This is a genomic window from Sphingobacterium sp. UBA5670 (assembly GCF_002420705.1).
Taxonomy (GTDB): domain Bacteria; phylum Bacteroidota; class Bacteroidia; order Sphingobacteriales; family Sphingobacteriaceae; genus Sphingobacterium.
This window is the reverse complement of the sequence record NZ_DIIM01000008.1, coordinates 34,951-59,411: the sequence shown is the minus strand read 5'-3', so window position 1 is coordinate 59,411 and position 24,461 is coordinate 34,951. Positions and strand designations below refer to the sequence as shown.

Sequence of the window (24,461 nt, the reverse complement as noted above, 5' to 3'; positions counted from 1 at the left end):
TAATCGTTTTGGACGGTAGTGGTATAATATGCATAAATGAGGCTTTAGGTTAACCTGACGCGTCCATGATTAGCCGCATAGGAAAAATAACATTAGCTTAAAGATAAATATTATTTATCAATACTTAATAAGGTTAGGAATAATTATTCGGATTGTTACATACAGAAGGCTCCCAACTTCCCCAGATGAGCTGTTAAAATAGAAATCTCATTTTGCTTTAATTTTATCTCTATGCTTTAGACCAAATTTAATTAAAGCATTGGCAACTTCCTCCGTTTCTTGAGCATAGGCGGTAAGCGCATAAGAAACGGTTACCGGCTTCGTGTTATTAACCGTTCTACTAACCAGTAAATTATCTTCCAATTCCTGAAGTTCCTTGGATAGAACTTTTGGGGATATTCCCTGAGCCATCTCTTGCAGATCTTTAAACCGCATTGTGCCGTGTTTCTGCAAATTGTGCAGGATACAAAATTTCCATTTACCACTGAGCAATTCAATGCCATCTTTTAATGCCAATATAGTTTCTTTATCAATATTTTTATTGCTCATAGGATAGTTACTTTCCTAAAGGTAATGAATAGTAAATATATATTGAATATCCAATAGTTTTGTTGAACAGAAATTTAAAGAAAATCTTATGAAAGTAACAGTAATCGCAAATATTTCAGTTAATGGAAGAATTCTGATATCAGATAATCCGCATCATAAACTGCCACCGGAAGCAATGGAATTTTACGTACATTTTGTAAGGCAGGTTGGAAATGTAGTGATAGGATTGAAAACATTTGAAAATTTTCTAAATTTTCCAGATCCGATAAAAGATCATTTTAATGGAATAGAAATCATCATATTGGCCGATAAACATTATAAAGCTGATGGCTACAACACTGTTGCAAGTCCTGAAGAAGCAATTGCATATATGTCTGCAAAAGGAGTGCGGGAAATAGCCGTTGGAGGCGGAGCAGGTACTTTCAACGCTTTTTTGGACAAGGATTTGGTTACCGATATTTATTTTAACGTCAGCCCTATAATCACTGGAGCTGGAGCAATTTTAGCAAACAAGGAGCAGTTAAGTTCAACGTTCAAGTACAAAGGTCAGAAGCTTAAAAACGGTTTTCTTCAATTGCATCTAACGAAAGAAGACTGAATAACAACAGACCAAAAACAAATCACCTAGTGAATACAGGGCTTTTAAAACCCCGCATCCTTTTGGGAATTGGGGTCATAAATAAACATAGAAACATATTGATTAAATATCCATGCGCCTTTCGTAACGCTGTCCTTTCAATTCAAAAATATAGCGGACATAGGGCCGATAGACTTTCCTGACCTGTCCACGATGCCTTTGCTGTATACTGGTTGCTATTATTCGAGACAGATAATCGCCGGTTATCAGTTCTCCGGTATAGGAAAGTACTTCCCAGGAGACTAAACGAACAACTTCACGCGATCCATTTTCAAATAGAGTATTAAAATCTGCAGTTACATAAGCGTTGTCCGATACTCGTCCTGTACTAGTAATCTGCGTATATAACTGATCTTCATCATTTAGCACACTCAGATTGCAGCTAGCATATACCTGTGGATTGGCGGCTGACACGGCATTAATAATCGCAGTCCCCCTTCCTCTTGCAGTCACCCATCCTTGCGCGTTAACCGTTGCGACGTTGTTATTTGATGAGGTCCACTGTAAATTTTTGTTGCTGGTAGCGTCAGGGAAAACGGTAGCCGCAAGCTGATAGTTCGCTCCCGTTAGGAGTACCAAACTCTGTAATGATAGCTCTAAACGCTGTACTTGAACAGGTTTTACAGTAACGGTACAAACTGAACTCTTCTCGGTATTCGGTGCAGTCACTTTAATCAATGCCTGTCCAGGTTTCAGTCCTTTAACTTTTCCATGAGTAACAGTGGCGACAGCCTCATCACTGGACGACCAAAGCAGATTCTGGTGGTCTGCATTGACAGGTAACACTCTTGCAGTTAGCAGCAGTTCCGTACCAGCTTGGATCTCGGCCTGAATCTTATTCAACTCAATAGATGCAACCGGGACTGGCTGTATTTGTATAGTGATTTCTCCTTTTATTACCGTCCCCCGAATCACTGCGCTCACCTGGGCTGTTCCAGATCCGACCGCCTTCACTTTCCCATTGTCTACGGTAAGGATACCTGTATCGGAACTATTCCATTCAATAACTGGATTCGTATCAGAGACATCTTCAGGCGCTATTGTATGGTTGATCTGTACTTCCTCCCCGACGAACAATGTTGTCTTGGCGGCACTTAACTTCAGTGTAGCCGGCAATATGGGTAGTACGCGTACTATTGTGCTCGCTTTTAAAGTTTGTCCCTTTACTGACACCGTTACCTTGGTCTCGCCGGCCTGATGACCATAGACGATACCATCTGCTACAGTCGCTATCTGGGGATCCGTTGTTGACCATATGTAATCTAAATCTTTAATTTCCACAGGTGTATACTTCACGGATAACTTTATCGATTTTCCCACCCCAAGAGAAACCAGTTTCTGTTCTAGTTTTATACTGCTTAGTCTGGCCGGGGAAATATCGTCTCGGCCACAGGCTGCGGCAAGTATTAAAATATGTAATACAAATAGATGCAGGCTCACACTGTGCCAATTGCTTTTTGTTTTTAGCGATTTGATATTCATAAATTATGAGAATGCATTTAGTTTTCAAAGATTTTGGCTCGAAACCGTCCATTTGCGGTAGTAAGACTCGACAAGAATGGTCCATAACCTGCATTTGTGACATGAAAAGATCCTTCAACCCAACCCTTATCTATTTTTGTAACACTGATCTGACCACCGCTGGGAACAATATTCTTAATGATCTTATCCAGATACCGGCTCATATAAGTCGTTTCTGCTGTCTGAAAATGGAAATGATTACCTCCATTTGCGATGTCATAAGTGTATTCACCCACCCCACCGTTCCAACTCAAAAGGAAATATCCTCCGCCCTCATTTTCAGGATTCGACAGCAGATACTTATTGCCCGACTTTGCAGCTGAAGAGGCTGGAAAGCGCACAGGAGAACTGCCAGCGATACTTAGTTCGATCCAGCCATTACCCGAAATATGAAGATTGGAAAGCAACAGGTAGGTCCCTGCTCGAGGTGCCTTTAACTTGAGTTTTACCGTAGCGGTAGCACTGCCATTAACACTGGCCGGTGCCTGGTAGGTCACTGTACTTATATCCTCTTTGACAATTTTACCCGGGCCTATCAGCTCCCATGAATCGATAAATTTGCTGGGTAACGATGCTGGCATCCCCACAGGATACCCCGGTTCGGACGCCTGCACCTGACCTGTCAGGGGTGTCAAGAGATCATCCCAGGTCGTCTGTGTATAAATAAGCGCCCGCACGGACTGGCTATTTCCTGGTTCGACAGTCGCTTCGTAAGGCTCTAGTGTCAATCGATTCATCAACGACCAATCGCTAAAATGTAGCGTTTCATAACTCACTGTCTTTTGAGTCATATCCATTTTACTGGCCCCGACGTATTTCCAGACACCGTCTTCCTGTTGATAAGCAAATCCAAGGGTCTGCGGTAGACCTATTTCGGCGGCGATCTTATTCCAGTCAAAAGTAAGTGTGACAGCCTTTTTAAAAATCACATTATGGGGCATCAGTCGATAAGACAGGCCAATTCCCGCAATGTTGGTCTGCACAATTGGCTGGATTGAAATTTCCCTATCTTCGGTCAAAGCGCCTGCTGGAACATCAATTTTCAATTGCCCATCAGCAGATGTCAATACGCCTCCAGCGGCACCGATAACTTTACTTGAAATCTCGCCTTCGGAAGCTCCAACGGGCCTAACTAAGGGAGTAATTTCGATTTCAGTATCGTTTTCTGGCTCAACCGGATCCCTTTTGCAGGAAGAAATCAACCCTATACCAAAGAGGTGGAGACAGATAATAATATAAAAACAGAAATTGTATTTTCTTTTCATTTCTTAATAATTTTAATGATCAACAAAAGCAAAAGTACAGCGACCATCGTGCTATTTTTCTAGAGGCAATTGCTTATATTCATGGGTAATACTACCTAGACCACTGGGCTATATTTTCACAAATTCGACTCTTCTATTTTTTGCTTTATTCTGTTCACTGGATTCATCAGCTACCGGTACCGTGTCCCCTTTACCATCTGTTTCTATCTGAGCCATGTTTATCTGATAATCATTTATTAACATATCACGGACCGCATCAGCGCGCTTTTTGGACAACAGCAAATTGGTGTTTGTATTTCCAACAGCATCAGTATGACCTATAATGCGGATCTTCATCGTCGGGTCCCCACGAAGTACGTTGGCGACTTCTTTGATGATTTCCTCTCTATCTGACTTTATTTCGGCCGAGTTTGTCGCAAAAAGTATACTGCTTGTTTCAAGCTTTCCACCGCTCAGCAGCTTGGAGCGACCATCTTCGCTCCCCTCTGCAAACCTGAAGTTTGACACGTAAAATCCCAACTGATCATTGGTATAATTAGAACTCCCCATATCGAGCTTGAGCTGATTAAAATTGCTATTGACCGGGACAGCATTGGGTAGATCAAATACTTTTTCCTTGTCGAGCCAGATACGGATACGTTCTTTTTGGATACTAATTGCCACATGGACAACATCGCCGACTTTCTTATCAAAATTAGCCACCCGATACTTATCTGTTTCTAGCTTTTTGGCAACATTCTCATAGGATGTCAATTGGACCGCAGCCTCCGAACGATAAGGTGCAATACTTACTTTGAGACAATTTTTTAATCGGTAATCGTAGGACATAATATCCCCTTTGTTTCCCCGATCATAAAAAGCAAAATTGAAAGCTGGTACCATATACCCCCCAGCAAGCGGCCAATCCATGATCAGGTCAAACTCAATTGTGGCATTCTCGCCGATATTGACAACAGGGCTGACGAAACTCCCGGGATAAAGCCGAAGCCACCGACCTTTGGTATTATTCAAGGCTACCACTTCACCCCTACTCCGTGTGTACCATTTTAGCGGGAACTGCCCTATGGCATCTTGCGAAAAATCATCCGCCAGCAAAACTTTGCTTCCGGATACAAAGTCGTATACCGTTGTACTGTTTAATCCAGTTTTTTGAACAGTTGAACTTGCCTCTTGGTCTGAAATACTTGGATTTGTAGTTGTGCCCTTTGAAGACTGCGGCTGCTCATCTTTCTTAACTTTGCCATCAATTACATTTTCGATGGCAGAACCGGCTATTTTTTCAGCTTTCTGTTTGAGCTTATTAAAAAGTCCTTGGGCCATCACATTGCTTCCAGTCAATATGATAGCTAGCATAAATAAACCTTTCATTGCTATCCCAATTGTTGATTTTCATTAGTATGTTCGACCAAAACCTTGCTGATTTTCCATCCTGACTGTGTAGCGCGTAGATAGATGTAATCCGTGCGTATAAAGTTTTCAAACTGCATCGTCATCTTGGCGATACAAGCGGAAGCATTTTCATCCAGGACAGTATAATCGGTCTTGCAGTCGTAACTGTAACCTGACATCGATTTTAAAAATTTCACAAAATGCCTTTTGGAATACTTTTCATTTGTAGCGTGGAGGTAATATTCAAAGTCATCCATAAAGAGGTGCTCCACCCATTCGGGCTCTCCCTGACTGACTGTTTTTACATAGGCTTCCATAACTTCGCCGGCGTTCCATGACCGCATGGGATTGTGTTTAAACGTTGCATATCCTGCCTTGCTTAGTGCACACACAAGGAGCAACAAAATTGTTATCTTATTCATAATAATTATTATTTAATAAATGATCTATTTTTGTGGTTCGTTAGATTTCACATAACGTTGTACTTCGCCTCCTGCCAGCGGGACTTCGAGTACTTTTTTTCCGTTACTTTCTTTGATTGTCCAATCTTTTAGCAGCATTTTTTTATTAGGATACAACTCTGCTGAGGTATATTTTTTGGTTTCTCCAAAACCTGGTGGGTTGCTCGATCCGCAAGTGTTAAAGGATCGATAGTTTCCGCTTGCATAAAACATCTCCAGGCTTTTATTTACCGGATCGATTTTTACCGTTCCCTCTTTATAACCTAATACCTGGGTGCGGCAATAGGTAGATGTACTGGTATAATAAAAATATTCCTTCGCCCGGCCATCTTTATAAAACATGTATCCAACGGCAATTTCATTGGCAGGTCCTTTATAGACGCCATCATATCCCCAAAAATTGCTGATTGAACTGACTCCAGCAATCCAGTAACCGACCAGATCGTCCGGCACCGCTGTTCTGGGATGATCACCAAACTCGCCTTCGATCAGCTCAGGAGGGGCTCCTGTCTCTTTGCAACTATACAATGTACAGCATAGTACAACAATTACTGCCATAAATCCAATGGAAAATAAGCAGGCTGATTTCTTTGATTTTTTCATTAATGTTTTCATTTTGATTATCTTATTGATTTGAATTTTGATACCAGCGCGCTATGCCGGTGTCTGATACTTATCTCTCTAAAAAAAGCTTACATCGATACAGGTCTTCCAAACAGCAATGTCTCTCTTTTCAGATAAGATGATTCAAAGTTAGTTCCTCCAGAAACTCAGATAAATAAGGAAAAAGCACTATATTTATAGGCAGTACTACCCATGTTATACCGTAATACCTTATCTATATTTGAATATGTTTTTAAGATTTCTTTTTTACATATTACTATGCTTATATATGATCAATGGCGTCAATGCTAAAGAGCTCGTTGTGACCAATACGGAAGCGCTGTATAAAACGAGCCTGAGAAAGAAAAGTGCGTCGTCTTTTCATTTGGATATTGATATAAAAAATCAATCTGGAGCTGATGACTGGTATATTCATATTCCCCCGCCAATTGAAGCCGTTAGTCTTTATATAAAAGATAACGAGGGCCATCTCTCTGAAATATCAATGGATGAAAGCACTTTGCATGCAGAAAAAAATGTGCGGATAAATGGCTTTATGCATCCTATGGATCTTCGCAATGATGAAAAAAAGAACTACCTCCTTCGCATCAAAAGCAGCTACCAATTTGCAATACCGATCTATATCGGAACAATGGAAGCTATTTATGAGGAAGATCATTTCAGAAATATCGTTAACGGGTTTATGTTCGGTATATTGGCGGCCCTGATGATTTATAATCTTTATCTTTTTATCGCAATCAAAGACAGCAGTCATTTATATTATTTAGGCTATGTTGTCTGCAGTATTATTTTCTTAATGACCTGGAATGAATATTTTACATACGAGATGCCGTCCTGGAGACTCCGTCTGCTCAGTACCTCTTCTATCTTTATCTTATGGTTTAGTATTTTGTTTGCCAATCAATATCTGCAGCTAGCTCAATGCGCGCCGGGACTGTACAACCTGCGAAAATGGATTTATCCACTTATCGTGCTTCCATTTATAGTTGATCTCATCGGAGTGCACGCAATCGCATTTTATTTACTTTGTTGCGTACTAGCCATTGTTGCTGCTTATTGGTTTGTAGCAGGGATCTATAGCTTTCGGCGCAAAACAAAATCGGCCGTGTATTATTTAATTGGAGTGATCCTACTTCTCTGGAGTTACATTTTTTACGAGGGCTTTCATACATCCATGAATATTCAGATGGGAATTTGCCTACAGGCCATAGTACTTACTTTTTATCAGGCGACTCGTTTTAATTCCCTAAAAAAGGAATCGATACAATTGAAAAAAGCACTGATGGATCAGACAGTAAATTTTTCGAAACGTATCATAATAGCACAGGAACACGAGAAAAAAACAATAGCAAAGGAACTCAACACATCCATTGGTCAACAGCTGGTCCTTCTTAAAAATGAAATTTTTGTGTTAAAAAAGCGGAGTACGGATAAAGACAGTACGGTATTCAATGGAATAACCCAAGACATTGGAAAAGCGATCGAAGAGGTAGGGCTCGTGTCATCTTCACTCCATCCATACCAGCTGGAGACTCTTGGATTCAAGAGGTCTATCTTGTTTATTGTAGAAGAAGTAAATGCCAGTTCTGAGGTTAATATTCGAGTAGCCATTGACGATTTGGATCAGCAGTTGAATCGTGAAACACAAATCAACCTTTACAGGATCATACAGGAACTATTAAACAACCTCATCAAACATGCTCATGCTAGTCAATGTACAATCTGTATAAAACGAACTAAAGGAAATCTCGTATTTTATTATCATGACAACGGAAGAGGATTTGATGACCAGGTGGTCTCAATGGGATTAGGTCTTGTGAGCGTTCACGAAAGATGCATGCTTTTGCGAGGGAAAGCCAATCTGAGGAGCCGCCCAACTTATGGAACAAAACTACTCATCAAAATTCCATTGTATTCATTGGATAAACAGTTGTCTTAAAAAGATGAAAAAATTATCAACTTTATAATAGATCGTATGAAAACTACAATATTAATTGCCGACGATCATCCCATTTTCCTAAAGGGATTGAAGGAAGTCATTGAAAGCGAGCCAGCATATGAAGTCATCTATGCAGCGAAAAATGGCATGGAAGCATTGGCGATAGCACGTACACAACTTCCGATGGTGACGATACTGGACATTGATATGCCAGAAATGAACGGTTTGGCAGCTGCCGAAGAGCTTATTAAATTTGTACCTGATGCCAATGTTATTCTCTTAACCATGCATAAGGCTAAGGATACCTTTCTTAGAGCGCTTGAGATCGGTGTAGCTGGTTATGTACTTAAGGAAAATGCCGTCGTCGATATCATCCAGGCTATTGAGGCCGTGATAAGTGGCAACTCCTATATAAGCCCAGAAATGAGCTCATTTCTGCTTAACCAACGTCGAACAAATCGAAACCCTACGACTGAGGATCTTCTACGCACGTTAACGCCATCGGAACTTAAAATCCTCAGGTTAGTTGGTAGTTACAAAAGTACGAAAGCCATAGCCGAAGAGCTTTTTATAAGTGAAAAAACGGTATCCAATCATCGGATGAATATCTTAAGAAAGCTCAATTTAACCGGTAAAAATAGTTTATTGCGGTTTGCTATTGAACAACGATAATGAAGATTAAAGCTGCATTACATATTTTTACGCTCTTCCTGTTTCTCTTATTAAAGAAACAGGGCATGGCAGCCGCTCCTTTTATTATTTCGCTTGGTTCCCAGGAAAACTACGTGATCCATCATCCCATGTACTTGGTGGATCCGACACAGCAGCTGTGTCCGGAACAGGTCTTGGAATCAAGTTTCCATCGCAGCGAATTACCAATACTCTCGTTAGGGGCTACCGCGGCAGCTGTATGGGTAAATATCAAGCTGACTAACCATAGTAAACGGACAGCATGGCATCTTCAGATCGACTGCCCTCCCGTTCTCCAATCTGTAAAAGTATTCCGTAAGGAACATGGAAGGCTCGTCGAAGTATTTTCAGTTGATGCTGACAGACCTCGGGTAAAAGAACAAATTAGGGTAAATAACCTACTGATCCCCTTAAATATACCAGAAGACACAGAAAGTGAATACTTTATCCGCGCGACAAGCAATAATATATTGCGTTTATCGATGGAGGTTATTACCTTACAGTATGCATTCGAAAAGAACTATCTAAATGACCTGCTGAATGGTATTACTTTCGGCATATTAATGGCCTTTGCCATTTATAACCTTTTTGTCTATTTGCTTACTCGAGAAAATACCTATATCTTTTATCTCTTTTACATTTTCTTTTGGAGCTTGAATGTTTTTTTTTACCACGGATATCTACCAGATTTTTTCTCCTCAATGAGTTGGCTGAATAGTGCTGGAACAATTATCGGGTTAGCTAGCTTATTCAGTGTATTTTTTACCAATTCATTTTTAAAAACAAAAATATACTCTCCTTTCTTTTATAGCGCTGGCAGATTGATGTGTTTATTGTCTTTAATGGTTATTCTCACCGATATCATCTATAAAGGTGCTTATGCCTTTTTAATGATTCAATATCTGATGTATCCTTTCTTTATTTACTGGTTCGGCGCCGGATTTGCTTGCCTACGAAAAGGATATAAACCTTCCATCTATTTTATTATTGGTTTTGGTAGTCTGATGATGGGCAATGCAATTTACAATCTTAAGGATATCGATATCCTTCCAGAAAATATATTTACAAGTACCAGTATGCACTGGGGAACGTTACTGGAATCTTTAATTCTATCTTTCGCGCTGGCAGATAGGCTTAACTTCTATCAGCGAGAGAAAGAGCAGACCCAGCTGAAATCCATCGCTAAAAAAAAATCTTTTCTGCGCGAGTTGTTGCAAAAACAGGAAAACGAGAAGAAAAGGGTCGCCATGGAACTACACGACAACATCGGCCAGCAATTGATCTTAATTAAAAATAAAGCATGGCGATTGCAACAGTTGAGCGATAAAACTTCACAGGAAGCAATAGGCAGGACAATCAATCATATCGCAGATATTATAACACGAGTAAGAAGTTTGTTGCATCGCCTGAGACCTTATCAAATGGATCTGTTAGGGCTTACGGAAAGTATTAATGGTATGTTAACGGAAGTATTTTCAAGTCATCAATTTGCAAGCCAACAGATCGATAATATCAATAAATTTTTCGATTCTCATGAATCCATACATATTTTTAGAATTATCCAAATGCTTGCTGATGCAATTATCGTTGCTATTCCTGAAAGGCAGATAAATTACTGTATTATCCAATCCAACGGTGGAATAAGGATTAATTTTAGCATAGAAAAAACTAAAAATCACATTGCCATCGTACAGGATATTTACAATAGATTGAATTTACTTGAAGGCCATATCGAACTAAAAACGCAAGAAACAGACACGCTAATATCCGTTTGGATACCTTGTAGAAATTTGGGATAGATTATACGTTTTTCAGTATTTTCAAAAAACCTTATATATATGGTAAAAAAGAATCAATATCTTTAAGATCAAATAATAACATCTGCACGGGTTGCCTCTGCACGCTGCCTGAGCGTTTCGGTAATACGCTTGTACATTTACTTGATCTTCTTCTCATAGCTGGTAGAGCGACCACCAAAAAAATCGAAATAGCTCGCTCCTATATCGCTAAAGACAATGGTACCGATGACTACATTGGCTGCTATCGGATCATTATATCGTGAAATCTCCCTCCCTTCGATGGAATTGGTCGTGGTTACTATCATGGCATGCTACTTTTCAATCGGGCAAGGTTAATACCCAAGCCTAATATACATTATTTATGCTGAATTAATATATTTACAGATATTAACTTTCAAGATTATTACAAACTGTAAGGCTAAGGTATGGATTTGGAAGAGTGGTAAGATACGGGAAACCGTAGCTGATTTATTCAACTGTTTTAAGAAGACAATAAAAAAAAAAAGCCTCCCTCATTAACCGTCAAGGGAGGCAATTTTGGCTAGATGTCCGCTTGGGCTAGATGTTAACCGGCTTGGGGCGTTCATCTATTGTAAAGATCGTTAGATTATTTGAAATATTAGTTGTTCATTTTATTCAAAAACTTGCTAAAATTCGAACTTTTATACTTTTTTATGAGGAAATAAGATTTGTACTGCAAATGCTGGAGATAGGTGCTGAGTCTACCAACGCAGAAAGGTTTCAAAACTGCATAAGCGGCTAATATCCTGAAAAAATGGATAGTTTTACCCGCACCCGACTATTTTTAGAGACTTCTAAAATCGTCAAAATATCTCTTGAAAACCTTGGGACATTTAGGGGCAATTAAGTAAATTACTTGGATAATAAACTATACTGATTGAAAGTCACAGACAGGCAGGGCTTCATCAAATTTCTAGATTTGTTGCACCAGGATTTGCTCCAAAAGCCTGAAACTTGTGAAAACAAGACATTATACCATACCGAGAAATGAAGTATAAAGAACTTACAATAAAATCGCTAGGACTCACTCGTGATCTATTATTACAAAAATTATTTAATGAGCATATTCATTTAAATGAATATGCCCATCAGCTATTTGAAACAGATCCATTTAACAACCCGCACAAAAAAGGAGATACAATAAAGATTGTAGAAGTAGCATTGGAGGATATAGGTTTAAGAACCGGAGGCACTTTTGCTGAAATAGAGTTTGCGATGAGTAAACTAAATCTTACCCATTGTCCTTTAGAATTTGCTCCTTATATTCGGTTAACCTATACTGATCAAAAAAGCTTTATAATAAAATCTATAAACAGACACCCTCCTGGTGCTATAAAAATTTTTTCTAAACCTGTTTTGGAAAATGAGGATTTTCCAAGAGGGTTTTATATAAGAAATATTGACGGACTACTGTGGTTACGTGGATATAGATGTTCTATGGATTATCAATGGGATTCAAAAGACAGAATGATTTTCCAAATAAAAAACAGTTTGTAACATAAACTGCCGGCACCTTTGAGCCGAAAGTAGCGCCTAAAAGACAATTAATCATCAATGAACAGCTGGAGGAGAAAGATAAAAAGCTTGTAATGGAGGATCTAAAACAGGTCTATAAAGCCATAAACAAAAAATGGGATATGAAAACCTGCTGTCTTTCGAGGAAAAATGCATCGCATATAGGGAATTCTAAATCTTACTCAACCATTTAGCCATGCTTTAGCAGAGGATATCGGTAAAAACTCAATGTAAACGGGTCAAAAATACTTAATCTCCTGTCTCTCCAGGTATTACTAAAACTGAAAGTTTTCATGAATATAGAAAGGATAAACGGAATTCGATCAAAGAATAAAATGAAAGATCTCAGCATAAATGAGCTTGATTTTTCTTTCATAGATATTTCAACGTCGAATTCTTTCTTTGAAAAAATCCTTTCAAAAGCCATTGAATTATAAATAAGATTTCGTTTTCATTTTTAATGTATTCTCACCGATATTATAAGCATAGATCGAGGCAGGAATGAATGTGAAATTTATATCCCCAATTTGTTTCACACCTAACTTATCTATCGATGTAACCATGGAAGATTTAAAGCTATTGCTATTACAAAACTGGATTAAGCTAGATAATTCCTGAGGTTTCTCAAAATAACGATTACTCCATTTAATTTCTACTCCCCAACGTGGTTTAAACTTTTGCTGGTCGACCAGGACTAAATCTACTTCACCGTCTTTCCATCGCGAATATGTTAAATCTAAGTTTTCCCGGTGCATCCATTGAGACAAAATAGCGGTTTCTACCATATTTCCCATTTCATCATCTGTAGCCTTCACCGGAGAAAAAAGGGCTGTCCTTAAAGATGGATTAGTAAGATATACTTTGAAACTGGTCACTCTCTTTAATCTTTTCGCATTAATATCAACTTTATTTAAAACCTTGATCAAAAAGGCAGCCTCCAAATACTCCAGATACTTTTTTAACGTATCTTTTTGTATCCCACTGTCTCTTGACATCACTTCGTATGAGAATTCATTTCCAGTATTATAGGCTATATAAGTAAAAAAACGATTGAGCTCCTGAACGTCCTTAATTCCGTATAAGCTGGGCAGATCTCTCAATAAGACCTTATCAACAATATCGCTTTTCACATAACGTCCCATATCACTTTGAATTTTTTCAGATAACACAACCTCTGGATAACCACCATAATTAAGATACTTTTGAAATTCTGTATTTAATTCATCAATACTTAATGGCAACCAATACGGAATAGGATTACGGTCATATTCTATTTGACCTTGCGCAATCAAATGATTTTTATCTTTCAAATGAATAAACTCCTGAAAAGTAAGTGGTGGTAACATGAAATCCGTAAATCTTCCTGCACCACTTTCGGTGCTATGCCATTTCAATGCTGCCGCAGCAGAACCTGAAACGATAAATTTAGTATCTGGATACGTGTCTACTAAAACCTTTAAATGTCTCTCCCAATCTTTTAAATATTGGATTTCGTCAAAAAAAATATAAGTACCGCTTAGATCTTTCAATTGAAGAGACTCCAAACATAAATCTAATATGTCCTGTAAACTCAATTGAACGTATATCGGATTATCTATCCCAACAAAAAATATACGTTGAGGATTAACACCGTCATTAATCAACTGGTCTATGGTATGAAACATCATCACTGTTTTTCCAACCCTTCTTGGCCCCATTAATACAACAGCACGCCTAATATCCGTTTCCTTAACAAAGGGATAAAATAAATCAAAATACAGCCGTTTGGACATTTCTTTATAAACCAAAGGAATCTCCTTAGTCACCCACCAAGGGTTCTCAAACTGAAGGCGCTCAATTATTTTATGAACAGGAATAACACTAGATTTGCTCATTATATATCTTATTTAAACAAATATAATAAAAATAAGCAGTTTTAAATCTATCTATTTTAACAAATAACAATTAAATAAATAAAATTTGAATATTAATTACCTTAAGTCGGAGACAAACCGTAGCTGATTTATTCAGCAGTTTTAATAAGACAAAAGTGAATATTAAAAAAAAAGAAGCCCCCCTCGTTAACCGTCAACGGAGGCCATGTTGGCTAGATGCTCGCTTTACAATCCCGCTAGGAACCGAATGATAAACTACATTGCTGGAGAATTTCATTGACTGGCATATACTGGAACAACTTATCCCCCTTGGACTGATTCCTTTCGAGTGAGGGTAATGATACTACATGTTGCGGAATTAAGGAACGACTGTTTCTATCCATTCCTCTTCCATGTATTCTACAACTTCATTATAATTGCCCTCTTTCGGGGAGACCATTGTAAAATTTTGGTGCCAGGTCCCTTCCAAATCCATATGCTGATAAATATAAAATACATCGCTATTTGAAAGCTTGACGAAGTAACTTGTCAATTCATCTTCTTTAATTTCTGTAACGTGCAATGAATCTTTTTCAAGTTCTTTATAAATTAGTTTATTCCAATTTCTCCATCCATCAAATTCAGGAGCATCAGTATATATAAAATTCGTCGAATCGAACAGCAGGTATAAACCGTCCAAATCAAACACAACCTTAAGCCCATAATTTCCTTCTTCAAAATTGTAAAAGATATTTTTCAGATTTCTTGTCATATTATTTATTTTCTAATTCGACACGGTAATGTTGGCTAAATGCTCACTTTGTCGTCTAATTTAAACCAGCGTTGGGCATTCATCTATTGTAAAGATCGTTTGAATATTTGAGACAACAGTTGTTCATTTTATTGAACAACCTGCTAAAATTCGAGCTTCTATTCTTTTTTCCAAAAAAAGGAATAACATTTGTACTGCGAATACTGGAAATAGTTGGTCAATCCACCAAAGCAGGATGTATTCAAAACTACATGAAGATTAATTATCCTTGGCACCATTTTCATAATGATAATGATCTTGACTTGCGGAGGTAAATTGTTGGATAAAACGGGGTTCCATTTGAGCTTGTTTTTTCACATTGAAAAAATCATTAAATAATGCCCAGTCGTACACCCCTTCATCAATTGGATATGCTGTTAAAACTCTTAATAACTTATGTCTATTTATCCATATTTCTGCCTTTTCAATTGAAGTAAAAACTCCACTTGAAAACCGCCCTCCTTCTCCATGAAAAACCCAAATTGTATCTGACATATTGTTTATTTTTTTTAATTACCCTGGGAATCTAGTATGCAGGACAGTCCGATTTGGACTCTTTTCTATCTGTTCTAAATCATCTATTTTTCTACAATTATTGAAAATAACCATTTCGATGTGATCACATTCGTTTATGCCATTGACAGATTGTAAGTTTCTACCGTAGTCGATACGAAGTGTTCTTAGATTTTTGAGCTTCTCGATACCTTCCAAACTTTGCACATTAGTATGATAGATCAATATTTCTTCCACATATGGAAAAGCATCCACGATCGATTCAATCGATTTGTTTGTCGGGTTGAAAAACCATAATGTAATATGCTTTACAGAATTACTGTAATTTTCGAATTTAATACTTTTATTAAAATCCAAAATATGGATTTCTTCAAGCCTAGTAAATTTACTTAAATCGATGATTCCCTTTGTCGATTTACCATTGCAATAGAGTTGTCTTACCTCAAGCACATTCTTAGGCAACTCAATATCCAATAAGGATTCTGAAAAGCTAATTTTTTGAATCTTAAAATGCTGTAATTGTTCAAACAAAACAGTTTCAAGAACTTTACGCTTATAACGATCTATTGTTAAAGTTTTTAATTTTCTCTTATCGAAGGGCAAGCTTACATCATACAATTCAGCAAGATACTCATTATAGCCTGGAGGATCATTACGTCGCAGGTACTTTTCGAATTCGTTCTGGTTTGCAGGTTTATAACGCTCCACGATAGCCATCACATCTTCTAACCTACTGATTGATAAATACTCTTCTCCTTTAAATTGACAAAGTAATAACTGGTGCATCTTATAATGTTGTATTGGCTCTAAACTTACCAAATTTCCATTAAAATACATGTCATGGCTTGTACATTTCCTGCATCTTATTCTCACAGCTGGTAGAGCGACCTCCAAAGAAATCTACATAGCTCGCTCCTATATATTACTAATAATATTAGTAATATTGATTACAAAGACGGCGATCCCTCTTGATTTACTTTAAAAACATTGGATAATTGGATATAAATAATCTTATTGTAATCATGCAGATGGTCGTTTAGTTTCTTTTTTAATTTTACCCTTACCCCAAGTCATACTTGAAAAAATTCCATCTTTCATTACCAATGCATGCAACAATGCAATAGAAAGGTGCCCCACAACAATGAAAAAAAGAGACCAGGCTAAACCTCTATGAATGTCATGCAGCCAAGCATATAAAACAGGATTCTGATCTATAAGGGATGGAAGAATAATATTTTGGGATAGCTTGGCTTGGAAACCGCCCGCGGAGAGCTGTCCCCAACCCGTTATAGGTAAAGCAAACATGAAGGCATACATAACCCAATGCATAAAGTGAGCCATCTTTTTTTCGATCTTTGGCATATCACTTGGCAACGCCGGAATCGGATTCATGATTCTATTCACAAAACGCAATATACAAAGAAACAGGATTGCTACACCGATTGGAATATGAAGATCGATCAACCAGGGACGACTACTAAGAGAAGTCATCATTCCTAAGCCAATAAACATTGTCGATAAAATCAATGTTGCCATCAACCAATGTAGAATTCTTCCTGTAAGATTAAAGTTTAAAGGAAGTGAACGATTAATATGACGACGTCTTAGCTTGAAAATCTTTACAGATTTGAACCATTCACGAATTCTTGAGCCAGACTTTAGATTCTTCTGCTGTGACATATTATTTATCTTTAGAAGTTTCCTTTTTTCCAATGGCGTCAGTAGCCTTTCCATAGCCGATCTCCCGGACACGTGCATTATACGAATGGGCATAAATACCTGCTCTAGCTGTCAGAACAGGATCTTTGGATACCTCTATTCCTGCCGGTACTTTTGTGGGATCAAAGTTAATATCGCGGCATCCACCCTCAGTTTGGTCAAAAACTCTCTTAATTTCCAATACACCTGCGACGATCTGACGACGATTTGCCGGCCAGGCCTTCGAAGGGTTTTCAATTTCGTCACCAGGTTCAGCAAAGGTCATGACCAAATCCCAATAGAGCGCCCCTTTATCTAGGCGTTGTTTTAGATCGTCAAAAAGGAAGTCGTGACTCGCGTGCTCACGTTCCTCCTTAGACCAGGCACTGAAAGGCGCATGCGGCCGCATCGACCAGCGAACGGCATGTTTATTCCCTTTAGAATCAATTAAATAGAATGCATTGATAACATTGTACTCTGCTACTGCAAAGCTATTTACCCATGGCGCTTTATCAGCCCAATCGATAAAGTTTTGGGCTTCTGGATAGTCTTTAAGAAAAGCGGATACTAATGCCGGGTTTGGCTTACCCGTAGTGCTGTCGATTTTGTACGCATCGGATCTTCTAATTACGCCTAAAGCATCATGTGTAACGAAAAATGGATGATTGTTCAGTTTCATTCTCCATTGCTGGTTATTTTCTGACGATATCATCATTGCCATGCTAACTGTTCGTGTTGAATTGTCAGCAGTGAAAGGATCTACAGTTCCGATTGAAAAGCGACCTAATACAGCAGATGAATCCTGTGAAAATACGGTTGCTTTCGAAAAGGGAGCTAATTTGCCTGTCGAACGAAAAGTGCCTTCGAAACAAATTCCTTTCGAATGTGCCCGTCTATAACCTGCAGGAAATGAGTCCGGGATATCTTTAAGGAAGCTTGCTGTCGTTGTTCTATTTCCAAGCCATCCTGCAGACCAAGCAAAGATCAAAACCAGACCGGCTGCTAGCACTCCGATACATACCAAAGGGATGATTGCTTTTTTCGATTTAATTTTCTGTTTATCCATTTATTATTAAAACTAGATTTATTCAACAATGTTTTAGCTAAATCTTGCTGAGTTTAAAAATTTGTAATTCACCAAAGTTATTAGTAAAGACAGTAATTTGGGTTACATATTACCTTTAGGTAATTAGTTACTTTTAGGTAATCAGGTGTATTATTTGAAAGTAATTTTTATATTTATGTCTATAAAGTAATGTAAGTAAGTGAAGAAGTCAAAACTGGAACTCGGAGAAAAGTGTTTGCGCCAGATTCGAGGGATTAAAGATACAAATCAGCTGTTGAGTGGTAAATGGAAAAGTTTGATCATCAGTCATCTGTACTATGAAAAAACTATGCGGTTTATGGATTTAATTAGACAACTTGAAGAAATAGCTCCTAAGGTACTTTCAAAAGAACTTAAAGAACTGGAATTAAATAAACTTATAAAACGTACAGTAAAAGATACAATGCCTATCACGGTCGAGTATGAGCTTTCTGAATCTGGAAAAAGTCTTCATTCGGTAATTAAAGTGATGAGTGAGTGGGGAATAAATTATAGGGAACGATTGTACAGTACTGAATAAACTTACTTTTTATTAATAATTGGGGGCATATCCTAAAACAGTTCTTAACTATATATGCTCGTTTTTTCACCTAATTTAAACCGGCTTTGGGCATTCATCTATTGTAATGATCGTAAGATTAATTGAGATAATTTTGCTCATTTTTTTATTCCTGATAGCCCAACTCATCAAGGATAATAACAAGTTCATCGCTTGTCAACCAGCTCTTATTGTTACATAGCATCACCCAATTGCCATTGCGAAAATCTACATCCATTATAAAAAACCGATCAATCATAATTTGCAAGGTTCCACCGCCATGCAAAACAGAAACCTCCACCACTTGCTTTTGACCACACACGTCACATTTGAACTTTATATCGTTTTTCATCGAATATCGTCCTTTATCCACTTTAATTCCCCACGTTGTATCAGGACTATATATTTTTGCACTTGATCATCGGTCAATATGCCATTGTCTTCAAGGTGGTAATTGAACTCTTAGTGAAGGTGTAATATTGGATACTTCCTACATAAGCATTATTGAGATAAATATGCCAAAGGCTGTATTTCTTGGCCCGAAATTCCACTACCTGGCGTTTTTCATGATGATAAAACAACTCAGGCACATCCGTATCAAAGCGAAGTATAAGGGCGTCAATGCACGCTTCCTTGATGTCATCGGCGAGTACACCGAATGCCAATTGCCACTCTCCCTGAGATTTCCTGAAAACATAAAAAGCAAGACCATTTTTGTTGTAAAGATGATAATCTTTCATGCCCATGCTTTTATCATGCACGGTAATTTGAGCGTACATTACCCGATTTCAGCAAAAGATTTCCAAAGGTTTCATTTTACAATATTACTAATAATATTAGCAACATTGTAGACAGTAAAGATATTTAGGGTTTCTCATTTTTTATATGCAATTGGATGGATTAAGCCTCTCATAGCCGATAATAGCATCGCACAAATTGTCTGGACGTGTTACTTGGGAGTTGCTATGACACAATTGTACATGGCTTGCATAAGTTATTGGTTTGGAAGTCGGAATAGCTGCGGGAAACTGTAAGTTTAGTCAATTCCATTCTCTTTGACTGACTTTCTTGCATACTAGTTTTCTAAAATAAAATATCCACCATTTTTTGGTGTACCACGAAATTCACAAAGCATATTTTCTTGTAGTATCTTAGGATCGAGTTCGACAGTGAAATGACACTTACTGCTCAAATCGTATATTTCTGCCTTTCATCGCATTTTAATTCTTAAATATAGCTAGCAATAACACAAAAAGAGTCATTTTCTACTGGTCGAACAATTGCTTTTCTCCTTAAAAATTTACTATTTTTGAATAGTATTAATGTGGTATTATGAGAAATTTAGAGCACTTAAAAGAAGTTAGCAACAGCATTGTTCTCAAGTTGCGCAAACAAAAGCTTGATAAAGGGCAACCATTTTTAATAAGATCTAGCAAATTACCCAAAAATCAAAGCTACATCGAATACCCAAATCATTTAGTTAAAATTGTGATTGTTTCTTCTGATAAACGATCTTTTGATGTAGTACAGGAATTTAATATTCGTCAATCAAAAGATATCTTGAGAGAACTCAATATTTACTAATGCCTGATCTTTACATAATAACGGGTTCTAACGGTGCCGGGAAATCTACATTAGGTGCAGAATATCTTCCATAGCATATAAAGAGTAATAATATTATTTTTGATGGTGATTTACTCTATACGAAGGAACTATCTCGGATATTCCCAAAAATTGTTCCTTCAGCAAAATACGCTCGAAAAGAGGCTTTGGATTATGTAGTACAACAATTATCCGACGGTAAAATAGAGTATTCGGTGGAAAAAGACGAATTGCCTGAATGGTTCACAACTTATATGCCGGTAATTGCTGCTTTGATCTAACTTCGGACTTATTTCATCGAGTAAATCAACCTTCCCTACCCTATTGCAAGTCATCTATCTATTGAATTCTTCGTTTGATATTGTCTTCGTGTCAAAATTGTCTTTAAGCGAGTGATCTCGACTTCGGACAGCCAGTCGTAGACTATAAGATGGTACGCTTTGTACTTCATATCTTTTTCCATCTATTGTTTCAATGCGTTTCGGTCCCATATTAAAATCTAATATTTCCTCTCCAATTTCGTAATGAGCACTTTGATTAAAAACCATAATACATTGCCCGTCTTTAATCCCCTGTCTAAAATCCCGGCCGCTGGCAACCTTTAAATAATAAGTATTCTGGGGTATATCTTTTACTTTATAGATTCACCAGACTTTATATAAAATGCTCTTATACATAAGCCTGTGTTTCTTTCCATAACTTTTACAGCAAAATCTGCTCCCGCCCCAACTGTTATTTCAAGAGATCCTTGGGCACCATAGTCATATCGCCAAGCCATATTATCACACTCGGGCGAGTCTCCAGTATTTAGATTCATCCTAGTATATAAATTCTCGGGCTTCGCTATTACATAGGAGCTTTTTAACCAACCTTCATATTGACCGACAGAAACTTTAAACCAGTCATACGCTATATCAATGACAAGCACCTGACTTAGTTCCTTCGATATATTATTCCTTTTTTTTCATTGTCTTAAAAATAAACAGCAATTTGTCCAGATCTTTAGTTGATTTTGCATTGCCAAACATGTGAATCATTTCATTCCACCCCTCGCCGCTTTTACTATAGATTATGCTTTGAATTGAATAGTCTCCATTACAGTTATAGATGGTCCAGCTTACATCTTGATCAAATATTTCATTTTTCAGATGCTCCGTTTTGCAACTTTTGCTTTTAGCTGGAAATTGGCTAGGATGATTACCGAAATATAGGCCTCCCGAAAAACCAGTATGATTTGTAGTGTCAGCAGGATTAAAATAGTAAACAGAAAAATCTTCTCCATTGGTTTCACCTATAGCATAATCTGTGGGTAAATAAATAGAATACTTACTTTCCCCTAATTGCCTTTCTTCCAATGATTTTATAAAAGTGATGTCTACCGAGTTATGTACAGCTTTATGATCATTATTTTGTCCGCAGCTGGGCAATGTTAATGTCGTTAGTAGTACAATCATTGTCAATTGTATCTTCATATCTTGGTTACATTTTTAATAATGCTTTTATATAATTTTTGTTCTTTCCACTTCAAACACCATTGAACAGGGGCCTTATTGCTTTAATATCAAATCAATACCTGCCTGTAGTACCTCATCTTGATGCTTCCGGATTCCCTCAATTGTGGGATATACAATATTGTCGGGTACAATACCTATCCCCTGTGTTTCGCTTTTATCAGGATAATACACTCCTATACCCGAAAAAGCAGTTGAATAGCCCAGTGGAAGTGGGAGCCAACTGATATTGCCGTCTGCTCCTGCTGTCTGAGAACCAACAACTATAGATCCGGGTATGGTTCGAAATGCCATCACCTGAAATTCAGATGCGCTCTGCGCTCTCTCGTTAACCAAAATAACGACTTTACCAGTAAAAGCTTTCGGATTTGCCGTTCCTGCCTTGACCGGATCAGTGTATTTAAACAGTCCGGGACGAATGCCTTTACTAGTCGAAAATATGACAAACTCTTTTTCTGATGGAAAGATCATATCACGCAATTCATCATGCATGCTCGCCGAAGGATAATTACGATAGTCCAAAATAAGGCCACGTTGTCCTTGCAGGCTATCTTTTAGCCGTTGGGTATCTGAATCCTTAAACACACCGATATCCACTACCAAAATGCTGTCTTTCATTTTCCGAATCGCGGGCCTTGGTTTTGCATCCGTATATTTTATTGACTCGATAGCACGCGTGGGTATATAAAAAACCGATTCCCTACCCTCACGGCGAACCTTCAAACACAACACGGAATCCGCAGTTTTTAACATCCGACTCGGAAGGTCACGCATTAGAGCACTTTCATTGGAAGCAGCGACGTATTGTTTCAATGAATCAATCATACCGGAAACGGGCTTTCCAGCAATCTCAATAATAATATCGCCGACCTGTAACTCTTGCCCAGTTTTGAACTGATCATCTGAAAGCCCTGTGACCACCAGCTGATTCTGAATAAAATTGCTCGTAAATCCTACGCCACGTGGGCCAAATATATCTTTATGATAATAGTCTGAAAGGTAAGAAAATGCGTGGGTATCATTGATTTTCGAAAAAAGCTTGAGATAGGTTCCATCCAGCGATGCTTTGGTTGTCGCTCCGACAAATAGCGGTATGAAATCCGTCAGTACCTGGTCCCATGGCTGTGCTGAAAGCTTTTGGTTGGGGTTAAAATAATGCACGGCATTCCAATATCGGAATAAGCCTAAAAGCCGAAAACCTACATCGGAAAGTGGAACGGTTTTGTAACTGTATTCATAAAACTGGGGGTTGCCAGCACCTTCAAAGTAGTTTATATATCGATTTGGCGCTACTGGTAGCACATGGGACAGTGCTGTAAGTTTTTCTTTGAGCTTGTTGGAATAGGGTAATTTATCTATCCATGCATCATTGGCTGCAGCGGCAATTTTCTCTTCAGCAATGGTAGACGGCTCCACAGTTGGTTGAAAGGGCCCGAAATGCTGAATCCATTCTTGCAAAAGATGTTCGGTAGTAGATTGATCCTTGCTGGCCAGCAGGCTTGGAATGAATTTGAAAAGCTCTGTGTCCATATCCCATTTCCCCGAAGTAACGGCTGGATGAAAATATTTTAAAATCCCCCAAATCTGAGCTGTATGGGCTAACTTAGCAATATTATCAGTCGTTAATGAAATTTCTTTCAACTGTGAATTGAAATTATAAATAGTATCTGCTTTGTTTATGCTCGGGTATTGCAAAGCCTTGGTATAATCTTTACCATCTATTTTAAGGCTAAGATCTGCGAACCAAGCTGTCCCCTTACCAACGATATAGGTCCCAATAGCAATACTCCTTGTTTCTTTTGGTTTTAGCTTGAGCTTAATACCAAAGGTTTCCCAATCATGCGTTCCATTCAATTTCAAGGATTCCATATTCTCGAAGTCAACTTTGGGTTTTAATTGGAGGAATAATCCTGCGAATCCATCTGGGGCTATATTCTCTGTCTTGATTTTTCCTTCAAAAGCAATCTCCTCCCCTTCTAGGTTTTCAGGGATATTCAGCATCAAAACACCTGAATACCCATTGCTATCGCGTACACTACTAATTTTTAACTGTGTTTTATCGGAGTACTTGCTATGTCTTTCAACAGTGAAAGAATAGCCGCGGGAGTCTGCTAAAAACCAAGCTGCCGGTAGCCCATTTCTGATAATCTGCTGATCAACGTTATAGGATTTGATCTGTTGCGCATAAGTAAAAACTGAAAGAAAAACAGCCAAAACAAAGGCCAGCAGAAAAGGTAATATTACTTTCCTCATAATACAGGTTTATTATTGAATACAATATAGGTAATATACTTATGTTGCAATGTTAAATAGTATTAAATTAGAAGTCAAACATCTTGAATTAATATAGCGCTTCGTTTCGGGGTTAAAAATTTCTATTTTGAGGTACTTTTAAACTCCATAAAACCAATTGTGAACTA

Annotated in this window: 24 protein-coding genes; 7 read left to right on the top strand and 17 right to left on the bottom strand. The window is 38.0% G+C overall.

Features of this window, described 5'->3' with window-relative positions; genetic code table 11:
* Positions 1-207: 207 nt before the first annotated feature.
* The gene (locus tag B3C94_RS08315; protein ID WP_293901856.1) at positions 208-549 is read right to left on the bottom strand and encodes a winged helix-turn-helix transcriptional regulator; all 342 of its coding nucleotides are present in this window, start codon (positions 547-549) and stop codon (positions 208-210) included.
* 88 nt (positions 550-637) lie between these two features.
* Here B3C94_RS08315 and B3C94_RS08310 point away from each other — a divergent pair, with 88 nt between their 5' ends.
* Complete coding sequence (locus tag B3C94_RS08310) at positions 638-1,147, top strand: dihydrofolate reductase family protein (protein WP_293901853.1); 510 nt, start codon at positions 638-640, stop codon at positions 1,145-1,147.
* 102 nt (positions 1,148-1,249) lie between these two features.
* On the opposite strand, the gene B3C94_RS08305 is transcribed toward B3C94_RS08310, so the two are convergent.
* The 5 genes from B3C94_RS08305 to B3C94_RS08285 form a co-directional block, all read right to left on the bottom strand.
* Entirely contained in the window at positions 1,250-2,668 is a 1,419-nt protein-coding gene (locus B3C94_RS08305; RefSeq protein WP_293901850.1) for an Ig-like domain-containing protein, read from the bottom strand.
* Positions 2,669-2,685: 17 nt separating this feature from the next.
* Entirely contained in the window at positions 2,686-3,972 is a 1,287-nt protein-coding gene (locus B3C94_RS08300) for a hypothetical protein (RefSeq protein WP_293901848.1), read from the bottom strand.
* A gap of 108 nt (positions 3,973-4,080) precedes the next feature.
* On the bottom strand, positions 4,081-5,325 hold the full coding sequence (locus B3C94_RS08295) for an OmpA family protein (protein WP_293901846.1): 1,245 nt from the start codon (positions 5,323-5,325) through the stop codon (positions 4,081-4,083).
* A gap of 17 nt (positions 5,326-5,342) precedes the next feature.
* Positions 5,343-5,783 carry a nuclear transport factor 2 family protein gene (locus B3C94_RS08290; RefSeq protein ID WP_293901843.1) on the bottom strand — a complete coding sequence of 147 codons (441 nt, stop codon included), beginning with the start codon at positions 5,781-5,783 and terminating at the stop codon, positions 5,343-5,345.
* 24 nt (positions 5,784-5,807) lie between these two features.
* Entirely contained in the window at positions 5,808-6,425 is a 618-nt protein-coding gene (locus B3C94_RS08285; protein ID WP_293901840.1) for a hypothetical protein, read from the bottom strand.
* 289 nt (positions 6,426-6,714) lie between these two features.
* On the opposite strand from B3C94_RS08285, the gene B3C94_RS08280 reads away from it, so the two are divergent.
* The 3 genes from B3C94_RS08280 to B3C94_RS08270 are packed head-to-tail and all read left to right on the top strand — an operon-like array spanning position 6,715 to position 10,874.
* Positions 6,715-8,385 carry a 7TM diverse intracellular signaling domain-containing protein gene (locus B3C94_RS08280; RefSeq protein ID WP_293901837.1) on the top strand — a complete coding sequence of 557 codons (1,671 nt, stop codon included), beginning with the start codon at positions 6,715-6,717 and terminating at the stop codon, positions 8,383-8,385.
* Positions 8,386-8,421: 36 nt separating this feature from the next.
* Positions 8,422-9,057 carry a response regulator gene (locus B3C94_RS08275; RefSeq protein WP_293901835.1) on the top strand — a complete coding sequence of 212 codons (636 nt, stop codon included), beginning with the start codon at positions 8,422-8,424 and terminating at the stop codon, positions 9,055-9,057.
* Complete coding sequence (locus B3C94_RS08270; protein ID WP_293901832.1) at positions 9,057-10,874, top strand: sensor histidine kinase; 1,818 nt, start codon at positions 9,057-9,059, stop codon at positions 10,872-10,874. Before B3C94_RS08275 ends, B3C94_RS08270 begins: the two co-directional genes overlap by 1 nt.
* A gap of 137 nt (positions 10,875-11,011) precedes the next feature.
* Here B3C94_RS08270 and B3C94_RS08265 read toward each other — a convergent pair whose 3' ends face one another.
* The gene (locus B3C94_RS08265) at positions 11,012-11,179 is read right to left on the bottom strand and encodes a heavy metal-binding domain-containing protein (protein WP_293901829.1); all 168 of its coding nucleotides are present in this window, start codon (positions 11,177-11,179) and stop codon (positions 11,012-11,014) included.
* A 703-nt stretch (positions 11,180-11,882) separates the two neighbouring features.
* Between B3C94_RS08265 and B3C94_RS08260 the strand changes: the two genes are divergently transcribed.
* Positions 11,883-12,392, top strand: a complete 510-nt coding sequence (locus tag B3C94_RS08260; RefSeq protein ID WP_293901826.1) for a hypothetical protein — start codon at positions 11,883-11,885, stop codon at positions 12,390-12,392.
* A 449-nt stretch (positions 12,393-12,841) separates the two neighbouring features.
* Here B3C94_RS08260 and B3C94_RS08255 read toward each other — a convergent pair whose 3' ends face one another.
* The 6 genes from B3C94_RS08255 to B3C94_RS08230 form a co-directional block, all read right to left on the bottom strand.
* Positions 12,842-14,284: an ATP-binding protein gene (locus B3C94_RS08255; protein ID WP_293901823.1), complete on the bottom strand. Its 1,443-nt coding sequence runs from the start codon at positions 14,282-14,284 to the stop codon at positions 12,842-12,844.
* Positions 14,285-14,642: 358 nt separating this feature from the next.
* The gene (locus tag B3C94_RS08250; protein WP_293901820.1) at positions 14,643-15,035 is read right to left on the bottom strand and encodes a hypothetical protein; all 393 of its coding nucleotides are present in this window, start codon (positions 15,033-15,035) and stop codon (positions 14,643-14,645) included.
* Between the two features lie 258 nt (positions 15,036-15,293).
* Positions 15,294-15,569, bottom strand: a complete 276-nt coding sequence (locus B3C94_RS08245) for a DUF7710 domain-containing protein (protein WP_293901817.1) — start codon at positions 15,567-15,569, stop codon at positions 15,294-15,296.
* An 18-nt stretch (positions 15,570-15,587) separates the two neighbouring features.
* Positions 15,588-16,373 carry a hypothetical protein gene (locus B3C94_RS08240; protein WP_293901814.1) on the bottom strand — a complete coding sequence of 262 codons (786 nt, stop codon included), beginning with the start codon at positions 16,371-16,373 and terminating at the stop codon, positions 15,588-15,590.
* A 234-nt stretch (positions 16,374-16,607) separates the two neighbouring features.
* Positions 16,608-17,267, bottom strand: coding sequence for a cytochrome b (locus B3C94_RS08235; protein WP_293901811.1), 660 nt, complete (start codon positions 17,265-17,267; stop codon positions 16,608-16,610).
* 1 nt (position 17,268) lies between these two features.
* Positions 17,269-18,351: a catalase family peroxidase gene (locus B3C94_RS08230; RefSeq protein WP_293901808.1), complete on the bottom strand. Its 1,083-nt coding sequence runs from the start codon at positions 18,349-18,351 to the stop codon at positions 17,269-17,271.
* Positions 18,352-18,550: 199 nt separating this feature from the next.
* Here B3C94_RS08230 and B3C94_RS08225 point away from each other — a divergent pair, with 199 nt between their 5' ends.
* Complete coding sequence (locus B3C94_RS08225) at positions 18,551-18,910, top strand: winged helix-turn-helix transcriptional regulator (protein WP_293901805.1); 360 nt, start codon at positions 18,551-18,553, stop codon at positions 18,908-18,910.
* Positions 18,911-19,055: 145 nt separating this feature from the next.
* Here the strand turns inward: B3C94_RS08225 and B3C94_RS08220 are convergent, their stop codons facing one another.
* Entirely contained in the window at positions 19,056-19,280 is a 225-nt protein-coding gene (locus tag B3C94_RS08220; RefSeq protein WP_293901802.1) for a hypothetical protein, read from the bottom strand.
* A gap of 73 nt (positions 19,281-19,353) precedes the next feature.
* Positions 19,354-19,668 (bottom strand): hypothetical protein, encoded by a 315-nt coding sequence (locus tag B3C94_RS08215; RefSeq protein ID WP_293901799.1) that lies wholly within the window; start codon positions 19,666-19,668, stop codon positions 19,354-19,356.
* Positions 19,669-20,260: 592 nt separating this feature from the next.
* Here B3C94_RS08215 and B3C94_RS08210 point away from each other — a divergent pair.
* Entirely contained in the window at positions 20,261-20,512 is a 252-nt protein-coding gene (locus tag B3C94_RS08210) for a hypothetical protein (RefSeq protein ID WP_088161872.1), read from the top strand.
* Positions 20,513-21,480: 968 nt separating this feature from the next.
* Here the strand turns inward: B3C94_RS08210 and B3C94_RS08205 are convergent.
* Both B3C94_RS08205 and B3C94_RS08200 read right to left on the bottom strand, forming a co-directional pair.
* On the bottom strand, positions 21,481-22,002 hold the full coding sequence (locus tag B3C94_RS08205) for a hypothetical protein (protein WP_293901792.1): 522 nt from the start codon (positions 22,000-22,002) through the stop codon (positions 21,481-21,483).
* A 75-nt stretch (positions 22,003-22,077) separates the two neighbouring features.
* Positions 22,078-24,294: a S41 family peptidase gene (locus B3C94_RS08200; protein WP_293901789.1), complete on the bottom strand. Its 2,217-nt coding sequence runs from the start codon at positions 24,292-24,294 to the stop codon at positions 22,078-22,080.
* Between the last annotated feature and the right edge of the window lie 167 nt (positions 24,295-24,461).